The sequence below is a fragment of the Pseudomonas agarici genome, assembly GCF_001543125.1.
Classification (GTDB): Bacteria; Pseudomonadota; Gammaproteobacteria; order Pseudomonadales; family Pseudomonadaceae; genus Aquipseudomonas; species Aquipseudomonas agarici.
In genome coordinates this window covers 1,443,143-1,462,850 of the sequence record NZ_CP014135.1, presented here as the reverse complement: position 1 = coordinate 1,462,850, position 19,708 = coordinate 1,443,143, and the positions used below count along the sequence as shown (strand labels likewise).

Genomic DNA, 19,708 nt, shown 5'->3' with positions numbered 1-19,708 from the left:
AGGGCACGGCCCAGAGCCAGCGCAGCAGGCTTTATTTAGATGAATGTATTCATGCTACGCGAGCGTATGGGCAGTTGAGGTGGATCGGTCAGCTCGACGGGGGACGGCCCGACGACGGCGAGGCGTTGCTGCGGGCAGCGCGCGGTAGGTTGGCTGGCGAAACCTGAAGCCTGCAGGAGGCCGGAGGCTGCAACAAGAAAACGGAAAAGTGGCGTGTTACCGGAATCAGCGTGCTCATCGTCTTACCCTCCATGGGCGGATCCAGTTCGTCGAGGCCAGTTTTCGAACGTTGCTCGCGCAATGCCAAGGCAGAGACAACAGGATCGCCGTGAGATGTTGGACCATCAAAAACCATGATCAACATCTTCGTACCTCACAATCAATCGGCTTTTCCGGTTCCACTGAAGCCGTCGGCCAAGGGCTTGCAAAGGCGTTTTTTGTTTGGGGTGGAAGCAAGCAGGTTGTGTGCCATTGCGTGAAAAGTTGTATCTGAAAAGTAACAATATGAAATTTAAAGTAATAATTACACGGCAATGAATTGTTGAATTTTTTTTTGTTCGGGAGTCCGAATCAAATAAATGCGGGGTGTTCGGAAAGCCGACTACTCACTGTACCTCGACAGCCGAAAAGTGTGGTCAAGCCGCCTGAAGCCGTGAGAAACAATATCTCCGGTTTGTGAGCCAGGTCTCATTCAAACCTGTGAGCGCAACCCGTTAACGACACGTGATCGAGCGGCTCAACCACTAAGAGGGCCACGAGATGAGCCCGGTGCCCGCTAACATCGATTCAAGGTTGCAGCAGAATCGCTTCGGCCAAATCCTGATCACTGGCGACCAGTCCCGGATGTTCCTGGCGGATCTGCTTTAGAGCCGCTTCCAGGTAGGCACCACGAATCGCGCCACCGCTGGCGATAAAGCTGGAGGCATCATCGTGGGAAGGCGCCACCAGCTTCTTGTCCTTCTTGAAGGTGGAATACAGCGAGGCGGAAACCCCGGCTGAGGTCGCCACATCGCCTGCATCGACGTCGGCCTGGGCATAGCTGACGGGGAGCAAGAGAGCAACGCAAAGAACCAGCACCGCATTACGCATGATTCTAGACTCCTGAAAAGAGGGAGGTGTTCCGTAGTAGAGCGTAGTTGCTGATTGCCGCTGGCGTTGCCCGCTTATCGGGCGCCGACCGCCATGAGCATCACCTGGGCCTGTCAGCGTGTTAGGGCGGACACGGTCGCTACTCGCTTTGCTGTGCCATTTTGTCGCACCAACCGACGCAAACAGGGCGACAGTGGTAAATTGCCTGCCATGATTTCCTTTCTTTCCCTTCGAACCTTCAGGCGCCACTCGGCAGCCTGTCTGAGCCTGTTCGCCATGCTGCTGGTGTTCGCCGGGCCGTTGATCGGACAGGCGAGCGGCGAGGTCCATGGCACGCCGGTGGATCCGGACGATATCTGCGGCGCTGTACCAGGCGGCTATATTGCCGGCGCCGACCTGACATCCGAACACGGTACCGATCCGGATTCCCAGCGCATCCGGCACTGGGAAAAGTGCGGCTACTGCTCGCTGCTATTCCAGCATCCGGCGCTGGCCGACTCTAATGCCGCCCTGGGTTACTTGGGCATCTGGCCGATTAGCCGGCCAACCTCGACCTCCGGCCCACAACGGATTGCCGCGCCCATCTTTCCCGGCTCCCGGTCACGGGCACCGCCGTCGCGCGCCTGATCATCGTTGCCAATCGTTGTCGGCTCCGACCTCGAAGGCTCCTTGTTGGAGCCATGGGGCACGACAGCCTGCGTTGCACAAAGGCTACCTAGAGGACCCTCTACATGAATGAATTACTGACTCGCCGCCAGGTCGTTGCCGGCCTCGGGCTCCTGAGTCTTGGATTGCTGGCCGGTTGCGACAGCTCTTCCAAACTGTCGTACAAGTACGGCAAGGACCTGAGCAACGAGATCCTTGGGCGCAAGTTCAAACTCAAAGACACCCAGGGTAATGTCACTCTGCTCGGCAGCTTCGGCGGAATGATGCCGATGATCTTCTTCGGCTTCACCCAATGTCCGGCCGTGTGCCCGACAACGCTGGCCCGAGCCGCTCGCGCCAAGAAGCTGATGGGTCCCGATGGCGACCGTTTGCAGGTGGTCTTTATCACTCTCGACCCGGAGCGCGACACGCCGCAGGTGCTCGACGCCTACGTCAAGGCTTTCGACCCAAGCTTCGTCGCCCTGTATGGCACCCTGGAGGAAACCGCACAAACGGCCAAGGAGTTCAAGGTGTTCTATGAAAAGATCCCCGCTGGCTCCACCTACACGCTGTCCCATACCGGCACCAGCTTTGTCTACGACTCCCGTGGCCAGCTGCGCCTGGGGCTGTCACCGTCGCTGTCGGCCCAGCAATGCGCAGAGGATTTGCTCACCGTCATGTCAGTCTGCTGATCTGCTCTAAAATTACTCGAGATATTTAAATGAACTCTTTGAAATATATTGCTTTTCCATTTTTTTTCATGCTGAGCCTGCAAGTTTCGGCCGAGACATTAGTGGAGGATGCGTGGGTCCGCGCCACGGTGCCGGGCCAGCCGTCTACCGGTGCGTTCATGCGTATTACCTCGACTGAGGGCGGCAAGCTGCTTGAGGCCAGTTCACCGGTGGCCAAGACTGTGCAGATCCATGAATCGAAGATGGAAAACGACATCATGAGCATGCAGCCTGTGCCGTTTGTCGTCCTGCCGGCCGGCAACGTCGTCAGCATCGCCCCCGAGAGTTATCACGTGATGCTGATTGACCTGATCGGACAGGTGAAGGAAGGCGATAGCGTGCCACTGACCCTGGTGGTGGAAAATGCCAAGGGTGTGAAGGAGTCGGTCGAGGTCAAGGCCACGGCACGGGCACTCAACGAAATGCCCATGCACGATCATGGTGATATGCAGTAGGCCATCTACTGTCCGACTGTTCCGCGTCTGTGACGCGGAACGTCACGATTGGTGTTTAACTTCCAGAGCGAAGTCGGCAAAAAACACCAAGGTGAAACGTTTCATCGGCGATGAAAACCTTCGCGCAAACGCTTGCGTAAACAATTTTATCTGATTACATTTTACTTCAATCAAGTCGGCCCAGGCATTTTCCCGGCATGGCTCAGGGATAAAAATAAAAAACCGGGTGTAAACATGGATTTCTTACTGGGTCAGGTCCTCCGCCTTTTTTGCTGTCCCGCTCGGCCGATGGCGCTGGCCGCAGTCGCGAGAGCCTGTTCATGACTCCCGCATCAGCCTCTGCTCCTCTTCTCGAAATGCACGGTATCTCCAAGACCTTCAATGGCCTGCGCGTATTGAAAAGCGTCGACCTCAAGGTCTATGCCGGGGAAGTCCATGCGCTGATGGGGGAGAACGGTGCCGGCAAATCGACGCTGATGAAGATCCTCTCCGGTGCTTATCAGGCCGATGCCGGCGGTGAAATCCGCGTGGGTGGCCAAACCATTGCCAGCTTCGATCCGCGTACAGCCAAGGCCCATGGCATCGCCGTGATCTACCAGGAATTGAGCCTGTGCCCGAACCTGAGCGTGGCCGAGAATATCTATCTCGGACGCGAGCTGCGTCGTGGTTGGACCGCCGATCGCAAGTCGATGCAAGCCGGTTGCCACCCGGTGCTGGCGCGCCTGGGCGCCGAGTTCAAGGCCGCTACCCTGGTCAGCACCTTGTCCATCGCCGAACGCCAGTTGGTGGAAATCGCCCGGGCGCTGCATGCCGACGCCAGGATTCTGGTGATGGATGAGCCGACCACGCCGTTGTCGTCCCGCGAGACCGACCGCCTGTTCGCGCTGATCAAGCAACTACGCGAACAGGGTCTGGCGATCATCTATATCAGCCATCGCATGGCCGAAATCTACGAACTGTCTGACCGGGTCTCGGTGCTCCGTGACGGCGAGTACGTGGGTATGCTGGAACGCGACGGACTGTCGGCGCAAAGCCTGTTGAAGATGATGGTCGGCCGTGATCTGTCCGGTTTCTACAAAAAGGAGCAGGCGGCTTACTCCCCTGGAGAGGTGGTCATGCGGGTGCGCGACATGGCGGACGGCAAGCGCGTGCAGCCGTGCAGCTTTGACCTGCATGCCGGCGAAGTGCTGGGTATTGCCGGACTGGTCGGCGCCGGTCGCACTGAGCTGGCCCGGCTGATTTTTGCTGCCGATCCGCGCCTTTGCGGCAGCCTGGAAGTCGCCGGGCGGGCGGTCGTGCCGTTGCGTCACCCGACGGATGCGATCCGTGCGGGGCTGATTTACCTCACCGAGGACCGCAAGGCCCAAGGCCTGTTCCTCGATATGAGTGTGAGCGACAACATCAATGTCTGCGCCTGTGTCGGCGATGCCCATGTCGGTGGCGTGCTCGACCGTCCCCGTGCGGCACGGCGCGCGCTTGCCGCGATCAAATCGCTGTCGATCCGGGTCGCCTCGGGCAAGGTCAGTGTCGGTGCCTTGTCCGGCGGCAACCAACAGAAGGTGCTGCTGGCGCGTCTGCTTGAGGTCAAGCCCCATGTGCTGATCCTCGACGAGCCCACCCGTGGCGTGGATATCGGGGCAAAATCGGAGATCTACCGGATCATTAACCAATTGGCCAAGTCCGGCGTGGGCATTGTGTTGATCTCCAGCGAACTACCGGAAATTATCGGCACCTGCGACCGCGTGATGATCATGCGTGAAGGCCGACTGGTAGCTGAACTGGGCGGCATGTCCGGACGGGAAATATCCCAGGAGGTCATTATCGAACTCGCCACCGGTGGTGAGCAGGTGACTGCCCATGGCTGACGCCAAGCGTCCACAACGGCCAACCCTTCAACCGCAACCCATGGAGACGAACACTATGGCGCTGACCCTAGGCAATCCGGCGTCGGCGATCGGCAAACGCCAACGCCTGCGTGAGCTGATGCGCACGGTGGGCATGTTACCGATACTGATCCTGCTGTTGGTGGGCTTCGCTTCGGTCAGCGAAAACTTCATGACGGTGCAGAACCTGTCGATCATCACCCAACAGGCCTCGGTCAATGTGGTACTGGCTGCTGGCATGACCTTCGTCATCCTTACCGCCGGCATCGATCTGTCGGTGGGTTCGATTCTCGCCGCTTCGGCAGTGGTGGCGTTGCTGACCTCGTTGTTGCCGCAGTTTGGCATGTTCGGCATCCTGGCCGGGGTCGGCTGCGGCCTGTTGCTGGGCCTGGTCAACGGCGGGTTGATCGCCTTCATGCGCATGCCGCCGTTTATTGTCACCCTCGGTGCCTTGACCGCCATCCGTGGCTTGGCCCGGTTGTTGGCCGACGACAAAACCGTGTTCAACCCCGACTTACCGTTTGCCTTTATCGGCAACGATGCAATCCTCGGCGTACCCTGGCTGGTGGTGATTGCGGTGTGTGTGGTTGGGTTGTCCTGGTTCATCCTGCGCCGGACCGTGATCGGCGTGCAGATCTATGCCGTGGGCGGTAACCCTGAAGCGGCGCGGCTGTCCGGGATCAAGGTGTGGAAGGTGCTGCTGTTCGTCTATGCGCTCTCCGGCGCCCTGGCGGGACTGGGCGCGGTGATGAGCGCCTCGCGGCTGTTCGCTGCCAACGGCCTGCAACTCGGGCAGTCCTACGAACTCGATGCGATTGCCGCGGTGATCCTCGGCGGCACCAGCTTTACCGGTGGCGTTGGCAGCATCGGCGGCACGCTGATCGGCGCGCTGATCATCGCAGTACTGACCAACGGCCTGGTGCTGCTGGGGGTGTCCGATATCTGGCAATACATCATCAAGGGCATCGTCATCATCGGCGCGGTAGCGCTGGACCGTTACCGCCAGTCCGGAGCCCGTACCTGATCGCCGCGCCGCGACCCACGACAACAGCCGAATGCCGATGTACAGACGCTTCAACAATAATCACAAGAGCGCAATCATGAACTGCAAACACCTGTTTCCCGCTGTCCTGTCCTTGAGCCTGGCCGTGTTGCTATCTCAGGCTGTCGAGGCCCGTGAGCTGAAATCTATGGGCATCAGCCTCGGCTCGCTCGGCAACCCGTATTTCGTCACCCTGGCCGACGGTGCCAAGGCCCGGGCGCAGGAATTAAACCCGAATGCAAAGGTCACCTCAATGTCCGCCGACTATGACCTGAGCAAGCAATTCACCCAGATCGACAACTTCATCTCCGCCGGCGTCGATCTGATCTTGTTGAACGCGGTCGATCCAGCGGCCATCGAGTCGGCCATCAAGAAAGCCCGCAAGGCAGGGATCGTCGTGGTGGCCGTGGACGTCAGCGCCAAAGGTGCGAATGCCACTGTGCAGACCGACAACGTCGAAGCCGGCAAGCTGGCTTGTCAGTTCATCGTCGACAAGCTGGCCGGCCAGGGCAATGTGATCATCCAGAACGGTCCGCAAGTGACGGCGGTCACCGACCGGGTCAGTGGTTGCAAATCCGCGCTGGAGGCCGCGCCGGGGATCAAGCTGCTGTCCGCTGACCAGGATGGCAAGGGCTCCCGCGAAGGCGGCCTGAACGCTATGCAGGGTTACCTGACGCGCTTCCCGAAAATCGACGGCCTGTTCGCCATCAACGATCCGCAGGCCATTGGCAGCGATCTGGCCGCCAGGCAGTTGAAGCGTGGCGGCATCGTCATTACCTCGGTGGACGGCGCGCCGGATATCGAGAACGCGCTGAAAACCGAAACCTCGATCCAAGCCTCGGCTAGCCAGGATCCCTGGTCCATGGCGCGCACCGCGGTGAATATCGGCAATGACCTGCTCAACGATAAGCCACCGGTTGAGGAAGTGACTCAACTGACGCCGAAGCTGATCACCCGGGACAATGTCGGTGCCTATACCGGCTGGTCGAGCGGGCATTGAATCGCTCGAAGCGCACAGACAGCGCATACAGCCGGCTCCGACGTTGCGGATTGGCAACTTATGTGGCTGTCCATGAGCAGCCTGCCGGATGGAAGTGCCTGTAGATGAACAATCCCGTTTCCCTGGGCATCGACCTTGGCACCTCTGAGCTCAAGGCCATCCTGCTGGATGAAGAGGGCGCCGTGCTGGGCCATGCCGCTGCGCACCTGACGGTGTCGCGCCGCCAGGGCGGCTGGTCCGAGCAGGACCCGCAAGACTGGTGGCAGGCCTGTTTGGCGGCCCTGGCGCAGCTACGCCAGGTGCAACCCGACGCTTACGGACGAGTCCGCTGTATCGGCCTGACAGGGCAGATGCATGGCGCGGTGCTGCTGGGCGACGACAACCGCGTGCTATACCCGGCGATCCTCTGGGACGACTCGCGGGCGATGGCCCAGGCCGAACGTCTGGGCCAAGACCATGGGGATTTTGCCGAAGTCACCGGTAGCCTGCCGATGGCCGGGCTGACGGCACCGAAACTGCTCTGGCTGCAACAGCATGAGCCACAGGTGTTCCGGGCGATTGATTGTGTGCTGTCGCCCAAGGACTACCTGCGCCTGTGTCTGAGTGGCGAACGTATTAGCGATGTCTCGGATGCCGCCGGCACCTTATGGCTGGAGGTGGCTCGACGCGACTGGTACGAACCGATGGTCCGCGCCACCGGACTTGAACCACGGCAGATGCCGCGACTGGTGGAGGGACCGGCGGCCTGCGCACAATTGAGTCCGTCAGCGGCGCGGCAGATTGGCCTGGCCGCCGGGCTGGTGATCGCTGGAGGGGGCGGGGACAACCCGGTGTCGGCGGTCGGCATTGGTGCGGTCGAGGCGGGCGACGCCTTCGTCACCCTCGGCACCAGCGCTGCTATTGTCGCGATCACCGACCATGCGGCGGGTAATCCAACCTGCGCGGTTCACAGTTTTTGCCATGCGTTGCCGCAGCGCTGGTACACCATGGGCGCAATGCTGGCCGGAGCCAGTTGCCTGCGCTGGGTGACACGTCTGCTGGGTTTTGCCGATGAGGCGACGCTGTTGCGGCAGATCCAGCTGACGTTGCCGGTCAGTCAGGCGGTGGGGCTTTCCACCCCCTTGTTCCTGCCGTACCTGGCCGGCGAGCGCACGCCGCATAACGACCCGTTGTTGCGTGGCGGCTTCATGGGCCTGGGGCACGACAGCGGGCCGGCGATGCTCGGCTACGCGGTACTGGAAGGTGTTGGCTTTGGCCTGCTGGATGCAATGAATGCTGTATGCTCGGCCGGTGCGACTGTGCAACGTTGCGCGCTGGTGGGAGGTGGGGCTCGCAGCGAGTACTGGGCGCAACTGCTGGCCAATATCCTCGAACGGGAAATAGTCACCCTGCAGGGCAGCGAACTGAGCGCCGGCATCGGTGCCGCCAAGCTAGGCTTCCTGGCCATGGGGCAGGGCACCGATCTGTTGCAGGCCGGCATGCCGGTCAAGGCACGCTACCTTCCGGACCCTGGGCTTCGAACCGCGCTCCAGGAGCGTTACGGGAAATTTCAAGGATTGCTGTCAGCGGCGAAAACCTTGCACGGATGAATATCCGTAGGTTGCAAGCCAGCCATTGGCAATCCTTGAAAACATGCCTGCTCCTGAACAGGATGACCCTCAGTGCGGTGCGCGAGCGATGGTCTTGAGCAAATCGGCCGGACTGATATGACCGACCACCGCGCTGCCTGGCTGCGGCAGGTCGAGGATATGACCCTTGATCTTACCGATCACGTGCATTTCGCAAGGCTTGCAGTCGAACTTCAGCGTCAGCACTTCGTCGCCGTGGATCAACTGCATCGGTGCCACCTTGGTGCGCACACCGGTGACACCCTTGGCCTGCTTGGGACACAAGTTGAAGGAGAAACGCAGGCAGTGCTTGGTGATCATCACTGGCACTTCGCCGGTTTCCTCATGGGCTTCGAAGGCCGCATCGATCAGCTTGACCCCGTGACGGTGATAAAAGTCGCGAGCCTTCTGGTTATAGACGTTGGCCAGGAATGACAGGTGCGACTCCGGGTACACCGGTGGCGGGTTGGTCTCGGCCTTGCGCCCACCACGTGGGTGAGCGGCGATACGGGCGCTGGTCAGCGCTTCGATCACTTCGCGGCGCAAGGTCTTGAGCTGCGAATTAGGGATGAAGAACGCCTGCGGCGCATCCAGTTCCACGGCGCTGGCGTGGTATTGGGTAGTGCCCAGTTGGCCGAGCAGATCGCGCAGCTGTTCCAGAGCCTGCTCCGGTTTGTTGGCGACACCGAACGGGCCGTTAAGGGCAACGCTGGCGCTGATACCTTCCTCGCTGATGGCTGTCAGTTCCAGACGTTCCTCGCGCAAACGGGCAACCCAGGCAACACCGACCCGGCGTTCGGCGGAAGTCTTGAGCAAAGCCTGCTGCCAGTTGTGGTCGAGGTTACGGCTCAACGGGTGGTTCGGCCGCAGGCGATGCAGGCCCTCCGGCATTTCATTGGGCTCGACGCGGTAGCGATAGCGTTTCTCGCCGTCTTCCTCGAATTCGCACCTGAGTTCGGCGATGTTGGCGCGAAAACCCACGACTTCGCGCTTGATCAGCACGTTGAGACCGTCGCCGTTAGACAGCGGGTCGAAGGTCACCACCTGCAAGTCGCGCTTGCAGGCTTTCTCCACCACGCCGACCGGCAGGCCGGTAAAGGTCGGCGTATCGAAGGCGCCGATATCGATCTTACGGTCGCTGACGAAGTAGTCGGTGCTGCCGCGATGAAAAGTCTTTTCCGGATCCGGCAGGAAGAAGTGCGCGGTACGCCCGCTGGAAGCGCGGGCCAGGTCCGAGCGGTCTTCGAGGATCTCATCGAGGCGTTGGCGGTAGTAGGCGGTGATGTTCTTCACATAACCCATATCCTTGTAGCGCCCCTCGATCTTGAATGAGCGCACGCCGGCATCGACCAGGGCGCGCAGGTTGGCGCTCTGGTTGTTGTCCTTCATCGACAGCAGGTGTTTTTCAAAGGCCACCACGCGCCCCTGGTCGTCTTTCAGGGTATAGGGCAGGCGACAGGCCTGGGAGCAGTCGCCACGGTTGGCGCTGCGACCGTTCTGCGCATGAGAGATATTGCACTGGCCGGAAAACGCCACGCACAACGCGCCATGAATGAAGAACTCAATGGCCGCGTCGGTCTCGCTGGCAATCGCGCGAATTTCCTGCAGGTTCAGCTCGCGGGCCAATACCAGTTGGGAAAAACCGGCCTGGTCAAGGAACTTGGCCCGAGCCAGGGTGCGGATATCGGTCTGGGTACTGGCATGCAGCTCGATCGGCGGAATATCCAGCTCCATCACCCCCAGGTCCTGGACGATCAGCGCATCGACGCCGGCATCGTGAAGCTGATGGATCAGCTTGCGGGCCGGCTCCAGCTCGTTGTCGTGCAGGATGGTGTTGATAGTGGTGAATACCCGTGCGTGATAACGCCGGGCGAACTCCACCAACTGAGCGATATCGCTCACTTCATTGCAGGCATTATGGCGGGCGCCGAAGCTCGGGCCACCGATATATACCGCATCGGCGCCATGCAGGATGGCCTCGCGGGCAATGGCAACATCGCGGGCCGGGCTGAGCAATTCCAGGTGATGCTTGGGTAGGGACATGTTTTTTAATCAGGCTTCACGGTCAAGGCGTGCAGTGTAGCGGCGAAACGCCTGGTCGGCATCCGTTGCTTGGTGATGGCGGACACGCCGCCGGATGCCGGTGACTTCGACGGTCGTGAGGGGGCACCACATTGCGTTCGCGAGTTCACCGATCATCCCGAGTTTGCTATGAACACCTCCAGTCGCGCGAGGCATTTCAATTATCAGTTCATGTTAATACTATGTGCATAGATTAACAAAACCAGCACACGGACCCACTAGACATGATTGCGATAGGTGAAGCATGGAAGGCGGGGTTGTTGAAGCGGGAACACTGGCTTCGCAATATCGTGTCTGGCGTGATCGTCGGGGTCGTGGCACTCCCCCTGGCAATGGCTTTTGCCATCGCGTCCGGTGTCAAGCCTGAGCAAGGCCTCTACACCGCGATCATCGGCGGACTGCTGGTTTCGCTCTTTGGCGGAAGTCGCCTGCAGATTGCCGGGCCGACAGGTGCATTTATCGTGATCCTGGCTGGAGTCACTGCTAAACATGGTGTTGACGGTTTGCAACTCGCCACGCTGATGGCGGGAATCATCTTGTTATTGCTGGGGATGAGCCGGCTCGGCGCCATTATCAAGTTTATCCCCGACCCGGTGATTGTCGGATTCACCGCAGGCATCGGTGTGATTATCTGGGTCGGACAATGGAAAGACTTTTTCGGTTTACCAAAAATCAGTGGAGAGCATTTCCATGAAAGGCTTTGGCATCTGCTACAGGCGCTGCCAAGTCTTCATTTAGCCACCACTGTGCTGGCTGTGCTTAGTCTTTTCCTGATCATCAGCGCGCCCAGGATTCCCGGACTCAAACGGATACCGGGCCCGCTAATCGCCATGACGGTCGCCACAGCCATACAGTCATTCTTTGGCTTTGAGGGCGTCGCCACAATTGGTAGTGCATTTGGTGGCATCCCTCAAGGTCTTCCCGCGTTGAGCCTGCCTGAAATTACCCTGTCTCGTATTATCGATTTGATGGGTCCGGCGTTCACTATCGCGATGCTTGGAGCAATCGAATCGCTATTGTCGGCGATGGTGGCTGATGGCATGGCGGGCACCCGGCATGATTCCAATCAGGAGTTGATCGGTCAGGGAGTGGCTAACCTGGTCACCCCGTTGTTTGGCGGCTTCGCGGCAACCGGAGCCATTGCCCGCACCGCAACCAATATCCGTAACGGCGGCACGAGCCCCCTGGCCGGCATTACGCATGCGATCACCTTGGTATTAATTATTCTGTTTCTGGCGCCTCTAGCCTCAAACATCCCATTGTGTGCACTGGCCGCCATACTTTTCGTGGTCGCTTACAACATGAGCGAGCTCAAGCACTTCAAGCGCATGGTCCAGCGAGCCCCACGCGCCGATGTGTCCATCCTGCTCATCACTTTCAGCCTCACCGTGTTCAGTGACTTGGTGATCGCCGTGAATATCGGCGTCATTCTGGCGATGCTGCACTTTATGCGGCGTATGGCTTCATCCGTGGAAGTGCAACAGGTGGTCGAGCAGGACCTTGAGGAACAACTGAGGGCCAATGGCCAGGCTCATTTGCCGCCCGGAATATTGATTTATACGATTGAAGGACCATTGTTCTTTGCCGCGGCTGAGACCTTCGAGCGTGTCTTGGCCCAAACCCATACCGACCCACGCCTGCTGATTATCCGTCTCGGACGTGTGCCGTTTATGGACATCACTGGCTTGCAGGCGCTGGAGGAGGTCATTCAACAGCTACACAAGCGACATATCGTGGTGAAACTCTGCGAGGCGAATACGAAGGTGCTCAACAAGCTCGATAGGGTAGGTGTATTGGGTGAAATCGGCCCGGAGCACTACCACGCCGACTTCAACACCGCACTGGCCAACGCTGTCGGCCTGGTAGAAGGACGGCCATCCCTATAGGTAAGCGGATTGGCTCAAGTTCGGCTGTCACAAAGCCGTGGTCAAGGAGCTATGACGAGGCACAGCGAAGCGGGTCAGAGGCTGGTGGCGTCGACATTGACTAACAGCACTCGCGATACGGACCATTAGGGGCGCTTGGTACTGACAGCATGCTTGCTCTTGGTCGAATAGCTGGCGCCGTGGCTATCCAGATAGTCACGAATCAATTGGCGAACCACCTGTGAAGGCGTCAGATCTTGTGCGGCACAGAGTTCCTCGAAAGCCTTTTTCTTGACGGGATCAATGAGTACGGTGAGGCGCGCAGTCTTGCTTTCCATGGAGTATTCAATCACTCGAGTCGCTAGATGTTAATCAAATTGTAATGGTCTTGTCCGGTGCTGTCACTGTTGCGGCCTGTGGGCCTGGCGGTCGGGAGGTAACCGAACGTCCGGCGACGGAGGAGGATTTAAAAGGCCCGGCCAGGAGAGGATGTCAATGTTCCACCGGGCGAAAAGACAGGCAAGTAGTGATTTTAAAAGGAGCGACGAGGGCCTGTTTGAGACGCCCGCCGCTGCCGGTCACGCCCTGCGGGTAGAGGACTTCAAGGCGAACGGGCCATCACCCAGCAATGCGACAACCAACGCACTGACACACAGGTAGATGGGATATTCCCAACCGCCGTTGGCATTGGTGAAGCTCCAGCCATTGCCGAAGTGAACGGTGGATGCGACGAACAGTTGGACCACGGCCACAGCGGCAATCCAGCGGGAGTACACCCCCAGAACGAGCAGCAGACCACCGATGACTTCGAATGCCATGACCGGGTAGGCGAGGAAGCCCGGAAAGCCTATGGACTCGAAGAACCCCGCAGTGCCGGCAGGCGTGAAAACAAATACCTTGGTCAGGCCGTGGGCAAGGAACATGATGCCCAAGGCCAAGCGCATTACGAGCGCTGCATATGGAGCAGTGCGAGAATCGATCATGATGGAGACTCCTGATATTCAGTTGGACAAAGAAAGAGTTTTTGTTAGCCACGCCGAGAAATCAGCCAACTCCTCGGCAATGATCTCGTGTCCCATAGCGTAGTAGTGCGTCTGATGGGCAACACCTATGCGCTCAAGCCAAGCATCTGCTTCGCTGGCCCAGGAAACCGGTAGCACCGTATCGGAATGACCATGAGCGATGAATGCCGATACAGCTTTAAGTTTTTCCGGCTCCGCGATGAGAGGGCCGATTTCCCTCAACATCCGGCCACTGAGCAACGCAAAGCCTTTCACTAGCTCAGGCGCTGTCAAGCCCAGGCTCGAACTCATGATTGCACCTTGGCTGAAACCGGCGATGACCGTAGGCAGCTGGGGTTGTCCCTTGATAAAGCGCGCCAACAACTGGCGGCTCGCCTCAGCCTGTTCCTGATTGAACGAAGGGCCATCGTTGGTGAAGGTTACCTGATACCAGGCAAAGCCCTGTGGGCCGAGCTGCAGAGGTCCGCGAAGGAGTAACACCTCCAGATCGTCCGGCAGCGCAGCAGCCAGTGGTGCCAGATTGGCCTCGTTCGATCCAACCCCATGGAGCAACAACAGCCGCGCCTTAGGGGTAGAGCTAGAGCGTGCCTTCCTGAAGATAATGCCCGATTCAGGCTCGCGCTCCGGATCGGAAAAGAGGTACTGATTCACCATGCTATTCATTACCTGTGATCATTGGAACGGGCTCCAAAACGTTTTTTCCAGGCGAGGTAAAAAGGTAGCTGTCCATCGACAGCACCCCATAGGTAATGCCCCCTTCGAGTACCTGGGTATCGTACTGTTCGCCTGCTGCCCCTAGAGCAATGAATAACGGCAAGAAGTGCTCGTCCGTCGGGTGCGCCCGCTCGGCGGAGGGGGCGTACTGCCGGTAGTCCAACAACTGGTCGGTGTTGCCGCTCTTCAGGGCTCGCGCAGTCCAATCGGCGAAACGCTTCACATAGTCAGCTCCATGCGTGGAATTGCCGCGAAACTCATAGAGGTTGTGAGTGAGGCTGCCTGAAGCCACGATGAACACATTCATCTGTCGCAGGGGCTTTAGGGCTTGACCGAGTTTCCAAGCATCCCGGGTGTCCAAGGTTGCAGGCATTGACACTTGAACTACCGGAATGTCTGCGTTGGGAGCCAGGTACAGAAGCGGCACCCAGGCGCCATGATCCAGCCCTCTGACAGGATCGAGCTGGGACTTCCAGCCGGCTCCCTGCAGCAAGTTGACAATGTGCTCAGCCAGCTCTGGGGCACCGGGCGCAGGGTATTGCAACTCGTACAATGCGTCGGGAAACCCTCCAAAGTCATGGATGGTTTTCGGGGCGGTGCTCGCGGTCACGCTGACTTCATCGCGCGTCATCCAGTGTGGAGACAGGACCACGATGGCGTCGGGCTTCGGCAGTTCGCGGCTGAGCTCGGTCAGCCGTTTACCGGCGAGACCAGGCTCGATTGCGAACATCGGAGCACCGTGAGACACAAACAGCGGCGGGTAGAGTGTGCTCATGGAATGATCTCCAAAATGAGTGACTTGCTCAGCCAAGCGGGAGCAGGGGGGTCAGGATCCGCACTGAGATATTCAGGCTCAAGATAACGGGCGTTAATCAGGCCACCGATATCATAGCCAGCTCAATCGCTTAGGTTGCTTGGCGCTTCAATAGGTTCATTTTGATAGGTTGATCAGATGGGATAAATAAGCTCAAATGGGATGAATTGTTCCACCAGGAGAGACAGTTTGGACAGAGCTTTGGAGATGCAAGTTTTCTGCACTGTTGTCGAGAAGGGCAGCTTCATTGGTGCCGCAGAGCCGCTTGGGATGTCCAAGGCCGCCATTTCTCGGTATGTGAGCGGCCTGGAGGAGCGCCTTGGGGCACGGCTGCTTCACCGCACAACGCGGCGTTTATCCATGACAGAGGAGGGGCGGCAGTTTTTCCAGCGCGCCAAGGAAGTCTTGGTCATGATGGATGCCGCTGAGGAGGCGGTTTCCTCAGCAAGCCCCGAGCCCAGCGGTGTGCTAAGAATCAATGCGCCGCAGAGCTTTGGCGTGCTGCATCTCTCCTCTTTATGGGCCGACTTCATGAAGGCTCACCCCAAGGTCGAACTCGACATCAGCCTGAATGATCGTATCGTTGATCTCGTGGAAGAAGGATTCGACCTGGCTATCCGAATCGCTCGACTGGAGAATTCCTCGCTGGTGGGGCGACAGCTTGCCAGCACACGAATGTGCCTATGTGCCGCCCCCAGCTACTTGGCGACGCACCCTGCGATCAAAACGATTGCAGATATTTCCGAACACGGCGTGATCGCATACACGAACTTTTCCAGCGGCAACGAATGGTTCTTCGATGGAGTAGGAGGGCGTGAAAGCGTGCGCACCCGATCAATCGTTCGCTGCAACAACGGCGATACGTGTCGCAGCATCACGCTGGCAGGCGAGGGCATTTCGTTGCAGCCAAGCTTCATGGTGGCACAAGACATACGTAAAGGGGATCTCGTAGAAATTCTGCCCGAATACCAATCCGTGCAACTTGGGATCTATGCCGTCTACCCCACTCGCAAACACTTGCTGCCTAAGGTGAGGGCATTGGTTAATTTCCTCGCTGAGCGATTCTCCACGCCGCCCTGGGAAAACGCTGCTTCACCATCGTAGAGCGCCAGAGCGTCCGCACACACGAATGGCTGACGAGTCACCGAATTATCAAAAAAACTGATTGATCTACAGCAAAATTTACGCTTTTAGTTTTGTTTTTTTGAAAGGATGATAGCTAAAGGCTTCTGGGCAACCTGGAGAACCGACATGATCGAGCTACGTTGCTCCTGCATCTGCGTCGACACCAGGTAACAAATTTCGTTTAACGACAGAGGTTCCAGCATGGGGTGGCTCAGCGATTTACTAGCCAAGGTTGTTGGCAGTGACAATCAAACTCCACACAAAGAGGAAGTAAAGATGGCAAAGTTATTGGTACTTTATCACTCCATGTACGGTCATATTGAGACCATGGCTCATCAGGTCGCCGAGGGAGCCCGCAAGGTGCCGGGCGTAGAGGTCACCGTCAAGCGTGTACCGGAAACCATGGATGCCGAAGCATTCAAAGCTGCCCACGGCAAAATCGACCAGCAGGCAGCGATTGCCAGCCCGGACGAGCTGGGTAACTACGATGCAATTATCTTCGGTACCCCAACACGCTTCGGAAATATGTCGGGCCAGATGCGCAACTTCCTGGATCAGACCGGCGGACTGTGGGCAAAAGGCGCATTGGTTGGCAAGGTTGCCAGTGTGTTCACCTCGACCGGTACCGGTGGCGGCGAAGAAATGACCATCGCCTCGACTTGGACCACCTTGGCTCACCACGGCATGATCATCGTTCCTCTGGGCTACAGCACACCTGCATTGTTCGATATTTCACAGGTTGGCGGCGGCACCCCATATGGTGCTTCGACCATCGCTGGTGGTGACGGCTCGCGTCAACCGGATGCTCGTGAACTGGACATTGCTCGTCACCAGGGCGAGTACGTTGCCAAATTCGCTGCCAAACTGGCAAACGCGTAATTCCGAGGCGGCATCGGATCGTGTTCGATTAAGGTGACGCCTTCGAACTTCTGGCTGCACACTAACGCTACCGCCTTTATTGGGTAGCGTTAAATATTTCATGGTTAGTCGTTGCACTCGTTAATCCCGCTAATTCGACCCATTCAAGCAGGCAAGGGCGACACTCCCACAGGAATGCTTTCTGTCGGAGTGATTGGACGAGCTCCCTGAAAGTGAGCAGCAGGCAGTTACCCTCGTAGCACTTAATTTAACATAATATACATTATGCGTACTTAAATGCACGGATCTGAGGGCAGCCCTAACGCTAACGACACTGAGGGAAATGGAACTAATTTTCGGGAGCGACCACTCACGCATCTAAATTTGAGAGATTATCCATGATTAATCATGAATATTATAAACAAGCCGTGCACGATTTGTTCCGAGCGTTGAAAAGAGAACCTCCGCTTATAGCATCCGAAACGGAAGTAAAAATTTCTTTGCGGTGCGGTGTGGACGTCCATATCCAACAAATTAACGAACACATAGCGCTAAGCTCATCTATCGGTCTTCCTGAAAAATATACGGCAGAATTTCTTTTAGAACTTTTACAAGCAAACCTAGATATAGATAATAACCCTACAATTGTGGTAAGTGCGCTCGCCCAAGATAACGAAATCGTCGTTTGGGGGAAACAGCTGCTGCAACTCTCTTTGGGAGGAAATTTTACAAATTTTTTCGGTAGGTTTTCTTATTGCACAGATTTAATATATAGACGCTCTACGCATATTTCCCACAAAAATACAAAAGCGATGCCGCGAATTCATTCGCTCAACCAGATGGCAGGCGAAGGTAAATTTAATTAAATCAAAGGCTTTATATAATGCGCATTCAAAGCCAAATCTCACCTCATATTACTATCGAAGCTATAAGCCAATCTCATATCAATAAAGCTGAAACAGCCTTGCAACGGCTAGCAAGCAAACCCAACGGAGCCTGCTTGCTTGATGAGATTAAGCGATTCAGTAAAAATGGTAGATCGTTACGAATTAATGTAGTCGATGCTACGATTAATACATCGGTTCGGGCAGCACTTACTACAAAACAAGCTAAAGCTCACAATCTCCCCGTTGATGATTTAAACCCCAGAAGCTATTCTAAGGCGGTAGCTTTAGCGAATAAGAAAGGCTTTTTAAAAGGTGAAGGGACTTCAGCTATTATCGACTGGAACCCTGCTCAATATCCGGATATAGCTAACGATGGCAGGCCTCGTTTGGTAGAAAATGAAGAGCTAGCTTTTGTTTCTCTGGCGCATGAGATAGTGCACGGATATCGCATCATGAAGGGGACGTTTACTGGAGGTCAAACAAATCGTTATTCTCCAGGTACCCCCGCCGCCGCTGAGGAAGCCAGAGCTGTTGGAATTGGTAAGTATTCGGGAGAGTCGCTTAGTGAAAATGGCGTTCGCCAAGAGCATAATCTACCACTCCGTGCGTATTATCGTGCGGCCTCCCCCGTAATCGAAGATGATTTAAGTAACATGAGTGTTGGTTGATGTAGTCGTGCTGACTACAGCTTTTCCTATCTGCTGGCGCTTTGTCGACTGGAACATAGGAAAATTTATTCCTACTCTGTTTTTTTGTTTAGCTCAACTAAATAGTCATTTAGTTGAGCTAAAATTAGATATTCGGATTTTTACGGCGAAATTCGATTGGGCGCCGGAGACTGATCTGAAATTTAGCTGCTAAATCGACAACGTGTTGAGCCAAAACTACGGCGAATCGAGCCATGTTAGTATCCAATGATGTGCGACTGGAGGAAACTTTCTGCCAACACCCCCTCCTCCCCTTACTCCTATCAGTGTATCAATAGGAGTAGCCACGTCCTCGTGCTGACGTGCCGCAAGCGCCACCTCAACTCATTACATTAAGCCAGTTTCAAAATAAGCGGCATCCAGAAAATACGTCTTGCCCAACAGCTTACCTCCCCCATACCAAGAGGTACGATTGAAGCTCAGGTTTAGCCCGTCGTACCCATACTCAAAAAGATAGCCGTTGTTACTGCGGAACTTGAAGTTGCTATCGGAGTATTCAAGCAAAATAAATTCGATACCCTGACCGCTGCCGTAGAGTTCCTTAACGCGCCTCAAGTAATCCGGGGCGATTGCAGTAAATAGTTTCTTTACGTGCAGGTTGTATTGATCAAGTGTAAGTCCCGGAGTCTTTTCCAGCTCACTGGCAATGAGTGCGAATAGGTCTGTGTCAGCTCTGGCGACAGCAAGTTGTACACTGAGAAAAAGATTGAGTTTCTTTGGGTCAACAACCAGTGTTTTGGGTTTGGTAATCCCGGCAGCTTCGGGTTTCGCTTCGACCATGAATTCGCTGGTTTTCGGCAAGGTCATGGCTGATGTGGCTATATAGGCGGCACAAGCGGTCATTCTCGAAGGTAGGTCCGGATTCACCAGCAATGAAAGCGGGTGGCCTTGTGCTGGGATGTTGTTGAGCTCGATACCTTGTTGATGCAGTGTCTGGTTAACCTGTTCCTGCGAGCTTTCTCCACGGGCCAGTGCACAGACTTGGCGCATCACCAGGTCATTGCGCTGGCCTGCGACGGTCGGTACCAGGGCCATTACTGCGCCCTGAATGATAGGCAGTGCTGGCAACGCCACATTGTGTGAGGCGGTTTTTTCAGCCCGATGGAGGGACGAATCATCGCAACCAACCAGAAAGATCAGCGGCAAAACCCAGCCGGGCATCTTCAGTAATGACATGACACG

The 19,708-nt window shown here is 56.9% G+C and carries 20 protein-coding genes; 12 read left to right on the top strand and 8 right to left on the bottom strand.

Annotated features, from left to right (window positions below; genetic code table 11):
- Positions 1 to 88: 88 nt before the first annotated feature.
- Positions 89 to 364: a hypothetical protein gene (locus AWM79_RS24890; RefSeq protein WP_143063246.1), complete on the bottom strand. Its 276-nt coding sequence runs from the start codon at positions 362 to 364 to the stop codon at positions 89 to 91.
- A 422-nt stretch (positions 365 to 786) separates the two neighbouring features.
- Complete coding sequence (locus AWM79_RS06350; RefSeq protein ID WP_017133813.1) at positions 787 to 1,089, bottom strand: DUF2388 domain-containing protein; 303 nt, start codon at positions 1,087 to 1,089, stop codon at positions 787 to 789.
- A 210-nt stretch (positions 1,090 to 1,299) separates the two neighbouring features.
- Here AWM79_RS06350 and AWM79_RS06345 point away from each other — a divergent pair, with 210 nt between their 5' ends.
- From AWM79_RS06345 to xylB, 7 genes are all read left to right on the top strand, one after another.
- Positions 1,300 to 1,716 carry a DUF2946 domain-containing protein gene (locus tag AWM79_RS06345; protein ID WP_074861989.1) on the top strand — a complete coding sequence of 139 codons (417 nt, stop codon included), beginning with the start codon at positions 1,300 to 1,302 and terminating at the stop codon, positions 1,714 to 1,716.
- Between the two features lie 104 nt (positions 1,717 to 1,820).
- Positions 1,821 to 2,426 carry an SCO family protein gene (locus AWM79_RS06340; RefSeq protein ID WP_017133815.1) on the top strand — a complete coding sequence of 202 codons (606 nt, stop codon included), beginning with the start codon at positions 1,821 to 1,823 and terminating at the stop codon, positions 2,424 to 2,426.
- Positions 2,427 to 2,494: 68 nt separating this feature from the next.
- Entirely contained in the window at positions 2,495 to 2,920 is a 426-nt protein-coding gene (locus AWM79_RS06335; protein ID WP_081503069.1) for a copper chaperone PCu(A)C, read from the top strand.
- 320 nt (positions 2,921 to 3,240) lie between these two features.
- Complete coding sequence (locus AWM79_RS06330; RefSeq protein ID WP_039792885.1) at positions 3,241 to 4,785, top strand: sugar ABC transporter ATP-binding protein; 1,545 nt, start codon at positions 3,241 to 3,243, stop codon at positions 4,783 to 4,785.
- Between the two features lie 55 nt (positions 4,786 to 4,840).
- Positions 4,841 to 5,827, top strand: a complete 987-nt coding sequence (locus tag AWM79_RS06325) for an ABC transporter permease subunit (RefSeq protein WP_017133818.1) — start codon at positions 4,841 to 4,843, stop codon at positions 5,825 to 5,827.
- Positions 5,828 to 5,903: 76 nt separating this feature from the next.
- Entirely contained in the window at positions 5,904 to 6,845 is a 942-nt protein-coding gene (locus AWM79_RS06320; protein ID WP_017133819.1) for an ABC transporter substrate-binding protein, read from the top strand.
- A 104-nt stretch (positions 6,846 to 6,949) separates the two neighbouring features.
- Complete coding sequence (gene xylB / locus AWM79_RS06315) at positions 6,950 to 8,434, top strand: xylulokinase (protein WP_017133820.1); 1,485 nt, start codon at positions 6,950 to 6,952, stop codon at positions 8,432 to 8,434.
- Between the two features lie 69 nt (positions 8,435 to 8,503).
- Here xylB and AWM79_RS06310 read toward each other — a convergent pair whose 3' ends face one another.
- Positions 8,504 to 10,495 carry a peptidase U32 family protein gene (locus AWM79_RS06310; RefSeq protein ID WP_060782432.1) on the bottom strand — a complete coding sequence of 664 codons (1,992 nt, stop codon included), beginning with the start codon at positions 10,493 to 10,495 and terminating at the stop codon, positions 8,504 to 8,506.
- 263 nt (positions 10,496 to 10,758) lie between these two features.
- On the opposite strand from AWM79_RS06310, the gene AWM79_RS06305 reads away from it, so the two are divergent.
- Positions 10,759 to 12,420 (top strand): SulP family inorganic anion transporter, encoded by a 1,662-nt coding sequence (locus AWM79_RS06305; RefSeq protein WP_060782431.1) that lies wholly within the window; start codon positions 10,759 to 10,761, stop codon positions 12,418 to 12,420.
- A gap of 125 nt (positions 12,421 to 12,545) precedes the next feature.
- Here AWM79_RS06305 and AWM79_RS06300 read toward each other — a convergent pair whose 3' ends face one another.
- The 4 genes from AWM79_RS06300 to AWM79_RS06285 all read right to left on the bottom strand — a co-directional run bounded on the left by AWM79_RS06300 (position 12,546) and on the right by AWM79_RS06285 (position 14,910).
- Positions 12,546 to 12,737, bottom strand: a complete 192-nt coding sequence (locus AWM79_RS06300) for a ribbon-helix-helix protein, CopG family (RefSeq protein ID WP_060782430.1) — start codon at positions 12,735 to 12,737, stop codon at positions 12,546 to 12,548.
- Between the two features lie 240 nt (positions 12,738 to 12,977).
- Entirely contained in the window at positions 12,978 to 13,382 is a 405-nt protein-coding gene (locus AWM79_RS06295; protein ID WP_017133824.1) for a DoxX family protein, read from the bottom strand.
- Positions 13,383 to 13,400: 18 nt separating this feature from the next.
- On the bottom strand, positions 13,401 to 14,075 hold the full coding sequence (locus AWM79_RS06290; RefSeq protein ID WP_060782429.1) for an alpha/beta hydrolase: 675 nt from the start codon (positions 14,073 to 14,075) through the stop codon (positions 13,401 to 13,403).
- Position 14,076: 1 nt separating this feature from the next.
- Positions 14,077 to 14,910, bottom strand: coding sequence for a DODA-type extradiol aromatic ring-opening family dioxygenase (locus tag AWM79_RS06285; protein ID WP_060782428.1), 834 nt, complete (start codon positions 14,908 to 14,910; stop codon positions 14,077 to 14,079).
- 228 nt (positions 14,911 to 15,138) lie between these two features.
- On the opposite strand from AWM79_RS06285, the gene AWM79_RS06280 reads away from it, so the two are divergent.
- The 4 genes from AWM79_RS06280 (at position 15,139) to xopG (ending at position 18,487) form a co-directional block, all read left to right on the top strand.
- Positions 15,139 to 16,053, top strand: a complete 915-nt coding sequence (locus AWM79_RS06280; RefSeq protein ID WP_060782427.1) for a LysR family transcriptional regulator — start codon at positions 15,139 to 15,141, stop codon at positions 16,051 to 16,053.
- 297 nt (positions 16,054 to 16,350) lie between these two features.
- Positions 16,351 to 16,953 carry an NAD(P)H:quinone oxidoreductase gene (wrbA, locus tag AWM79_RS06275; protein ID WP_060782426.1) on the top strand — a complete coding sequence of 201 codons (603 nt, stop codon included), beginning with the start codon at positions 16,351 to 16,353 and terminating at the stop codon, positions 16,951 to 16,953.
- Positions 16,954 to 17,330: 377 nt separating this feature from the next.
- Positions 17,331 to 17,798, top strand: a complete 468-nt coding sequence (locus AWM79_RS24885) for a type III secretion system chaperone family protein (RefSeq protein WP_156430086.1) — start codon at positions 17,331 to 17,333, stop codon at positions 17,796 to 17,798.
- 17 nt (positions 17,799 to 17,815) lie between these two features.
- Positions 17,816 to 18,487 carry a XopG/HopH/AvrPtoH family type III secretion system effector gene (xopG, locus tag AWM79_RS24165; protein ID WP_082712582.1) on the top strand — a complete coding sequence of 224 codons (672 nt, stop codon included), beginning with the start codon at positions 17,816 to 17,818 and terminating at the stop codon, positions 18,485 to 18,487.
- A gap of 366 nt (positions 18,488 to 18,853) precedes the next feature.
- Here the strand turns inward: xopG and AWM79_RS06270 are convergent, their stop codons facing one another.
- Positions 18,854 to 19,702, bottom strand: a complete 849-nt coding sequence (locus tag AWM79_RS06270) for a hypothetical protein (protein WP_017133830.1) — start codon at positions 19,700 to 19,702, stop codon at positions 18,854 to 18,856.
- Positions 19,703 to 19,708: the final 6 nt, after the last annotated feature.

Coding starts and splice junctions, on each gene's coding strand:
- AWM79_RS24890 (WP_143063246.1), bottom strand. CDS start 364: ATGTTGATCATGGTTTTTGATGGTCCAACATCTCACGGCGATCCTGTT.
- AWM79_RS06350 (WP_017133813.1), bottom strand. CDS start 1,089: ATGCGTAATGCGGTGCTGGTTCTTTGCGTTGCTCTCTTGCTCCCCGTC.
- AWM79_RS06345 (WP_074861989.1), top strand. CDS start 1,300: ATGATTTCCTTTCTTTCCCTTCGAACCTTCAGGCGCCACTCGGCAGCC.
- AWM79_RS06340 (WP_017133815.1), top strand. CDS start 1,821: ATGAATGAATTACTGACTCGCCGCCAGGTCGTTGCCGGCCTCGGGCTC.
- AWM79_RS06335 (WP_081503069.1), top strand. CDS start 2,495: ATGCTGAGCCTGCAAGTTTCGGCCGAGACATTAGTGGAGGATGCGTGG.
- AWM79_RS06330 (WP_039792885.1), top strand. CDS start 3,241: ATGACTCCCGCATCAGCCTCTGCTCCTCTTCTCGAAATGCACGGTATC.
- AWM79_RS06325 (WP_017133818.1), top strand. CDS start 4,841: ATGGCGCTGACCCTAGGCAATCCGGCGTCGGCGATCGGCAAACGCCAA.
- AWM79_RS06320 (WP_017133819.1), top strand. CDS start 5,904: ATGAACTGCAAACACCTGTTTCCCGCTGTCCTGTCCTTGAGCCTGGCC.
- xylB (WP_017133820.1), top strand. CDS start 6,950: ATGAACAATCCCGTTTCCCTGGGCATCGACCTTGGCACCTCTGAGCTC.
- AWM79_RS06310 (WP_060782432.1), bottom strand. CDS start 10,495: ATGTCCCTACCCAAGCATCACCTGGAATTGCTCAGCCCGGCCCGCGAT.
- AWM79_RS06305 (WP_060782431.1), top strand. CDS start 10,759: ATGATTGCGATAGGTGAAGCATGGAAGGCGGGGTTGTTGAAGCGGGAA.
- AWM79_RS06300 (WP_060782430.1), bottom strand. CDS start 12,737: ATGGAAAGCAAGACTGCGCGCCTCACCGTACTCATTGATCCCGTCAAG.
- AWM79_RS06295 (WP_017133824.1), bottom strand. CDS start 13,382: ATGATCGATTCTCGCACTGCTCCATATGCAGCGCTCGTAATGCGCTTG.
- AWM79_RS06290 (WP_060782429.1), bottom strand. CDS start 14,075: ATGGTGAATCAGTACCTCTTTTCCGATCCGGAGCGCGAGCCTGAATCG.
- AWM79_RS06285 (WP_060782428.1), bottom strand. CDS start 14,910: ATGAGCACACTCTACCCGCCGCTGTTTGTGTCTCACGGTGCTCCGATG.
- wrbA (WP_060782426.1), top strand. CDS start 16,351: ATGGCAAAGTTATTGGTACTTTATCACTCCATGTACGGTCATATTGAG.
- AWM79_RS24885 (WP_156430086.1), top strand. CDS start 17,331: ATGATTAATCATGAATATTATAAACAAGCCGTGCACGATTTGTTCCGA.
- xopG (WP_082712582.1), top strand. CDS start 17,816: ATGCGCATTCAAAGCCAAATCTCACCTCATATTACTATCGAAGCTATA.
- AWM79_RS06270 (WP_017133830.1), bottom strand. CDS start 19,702: ATGTCATTACTGAAGATGCCCGGCTGGGTTTTGCCGCTGATCTTTCTG.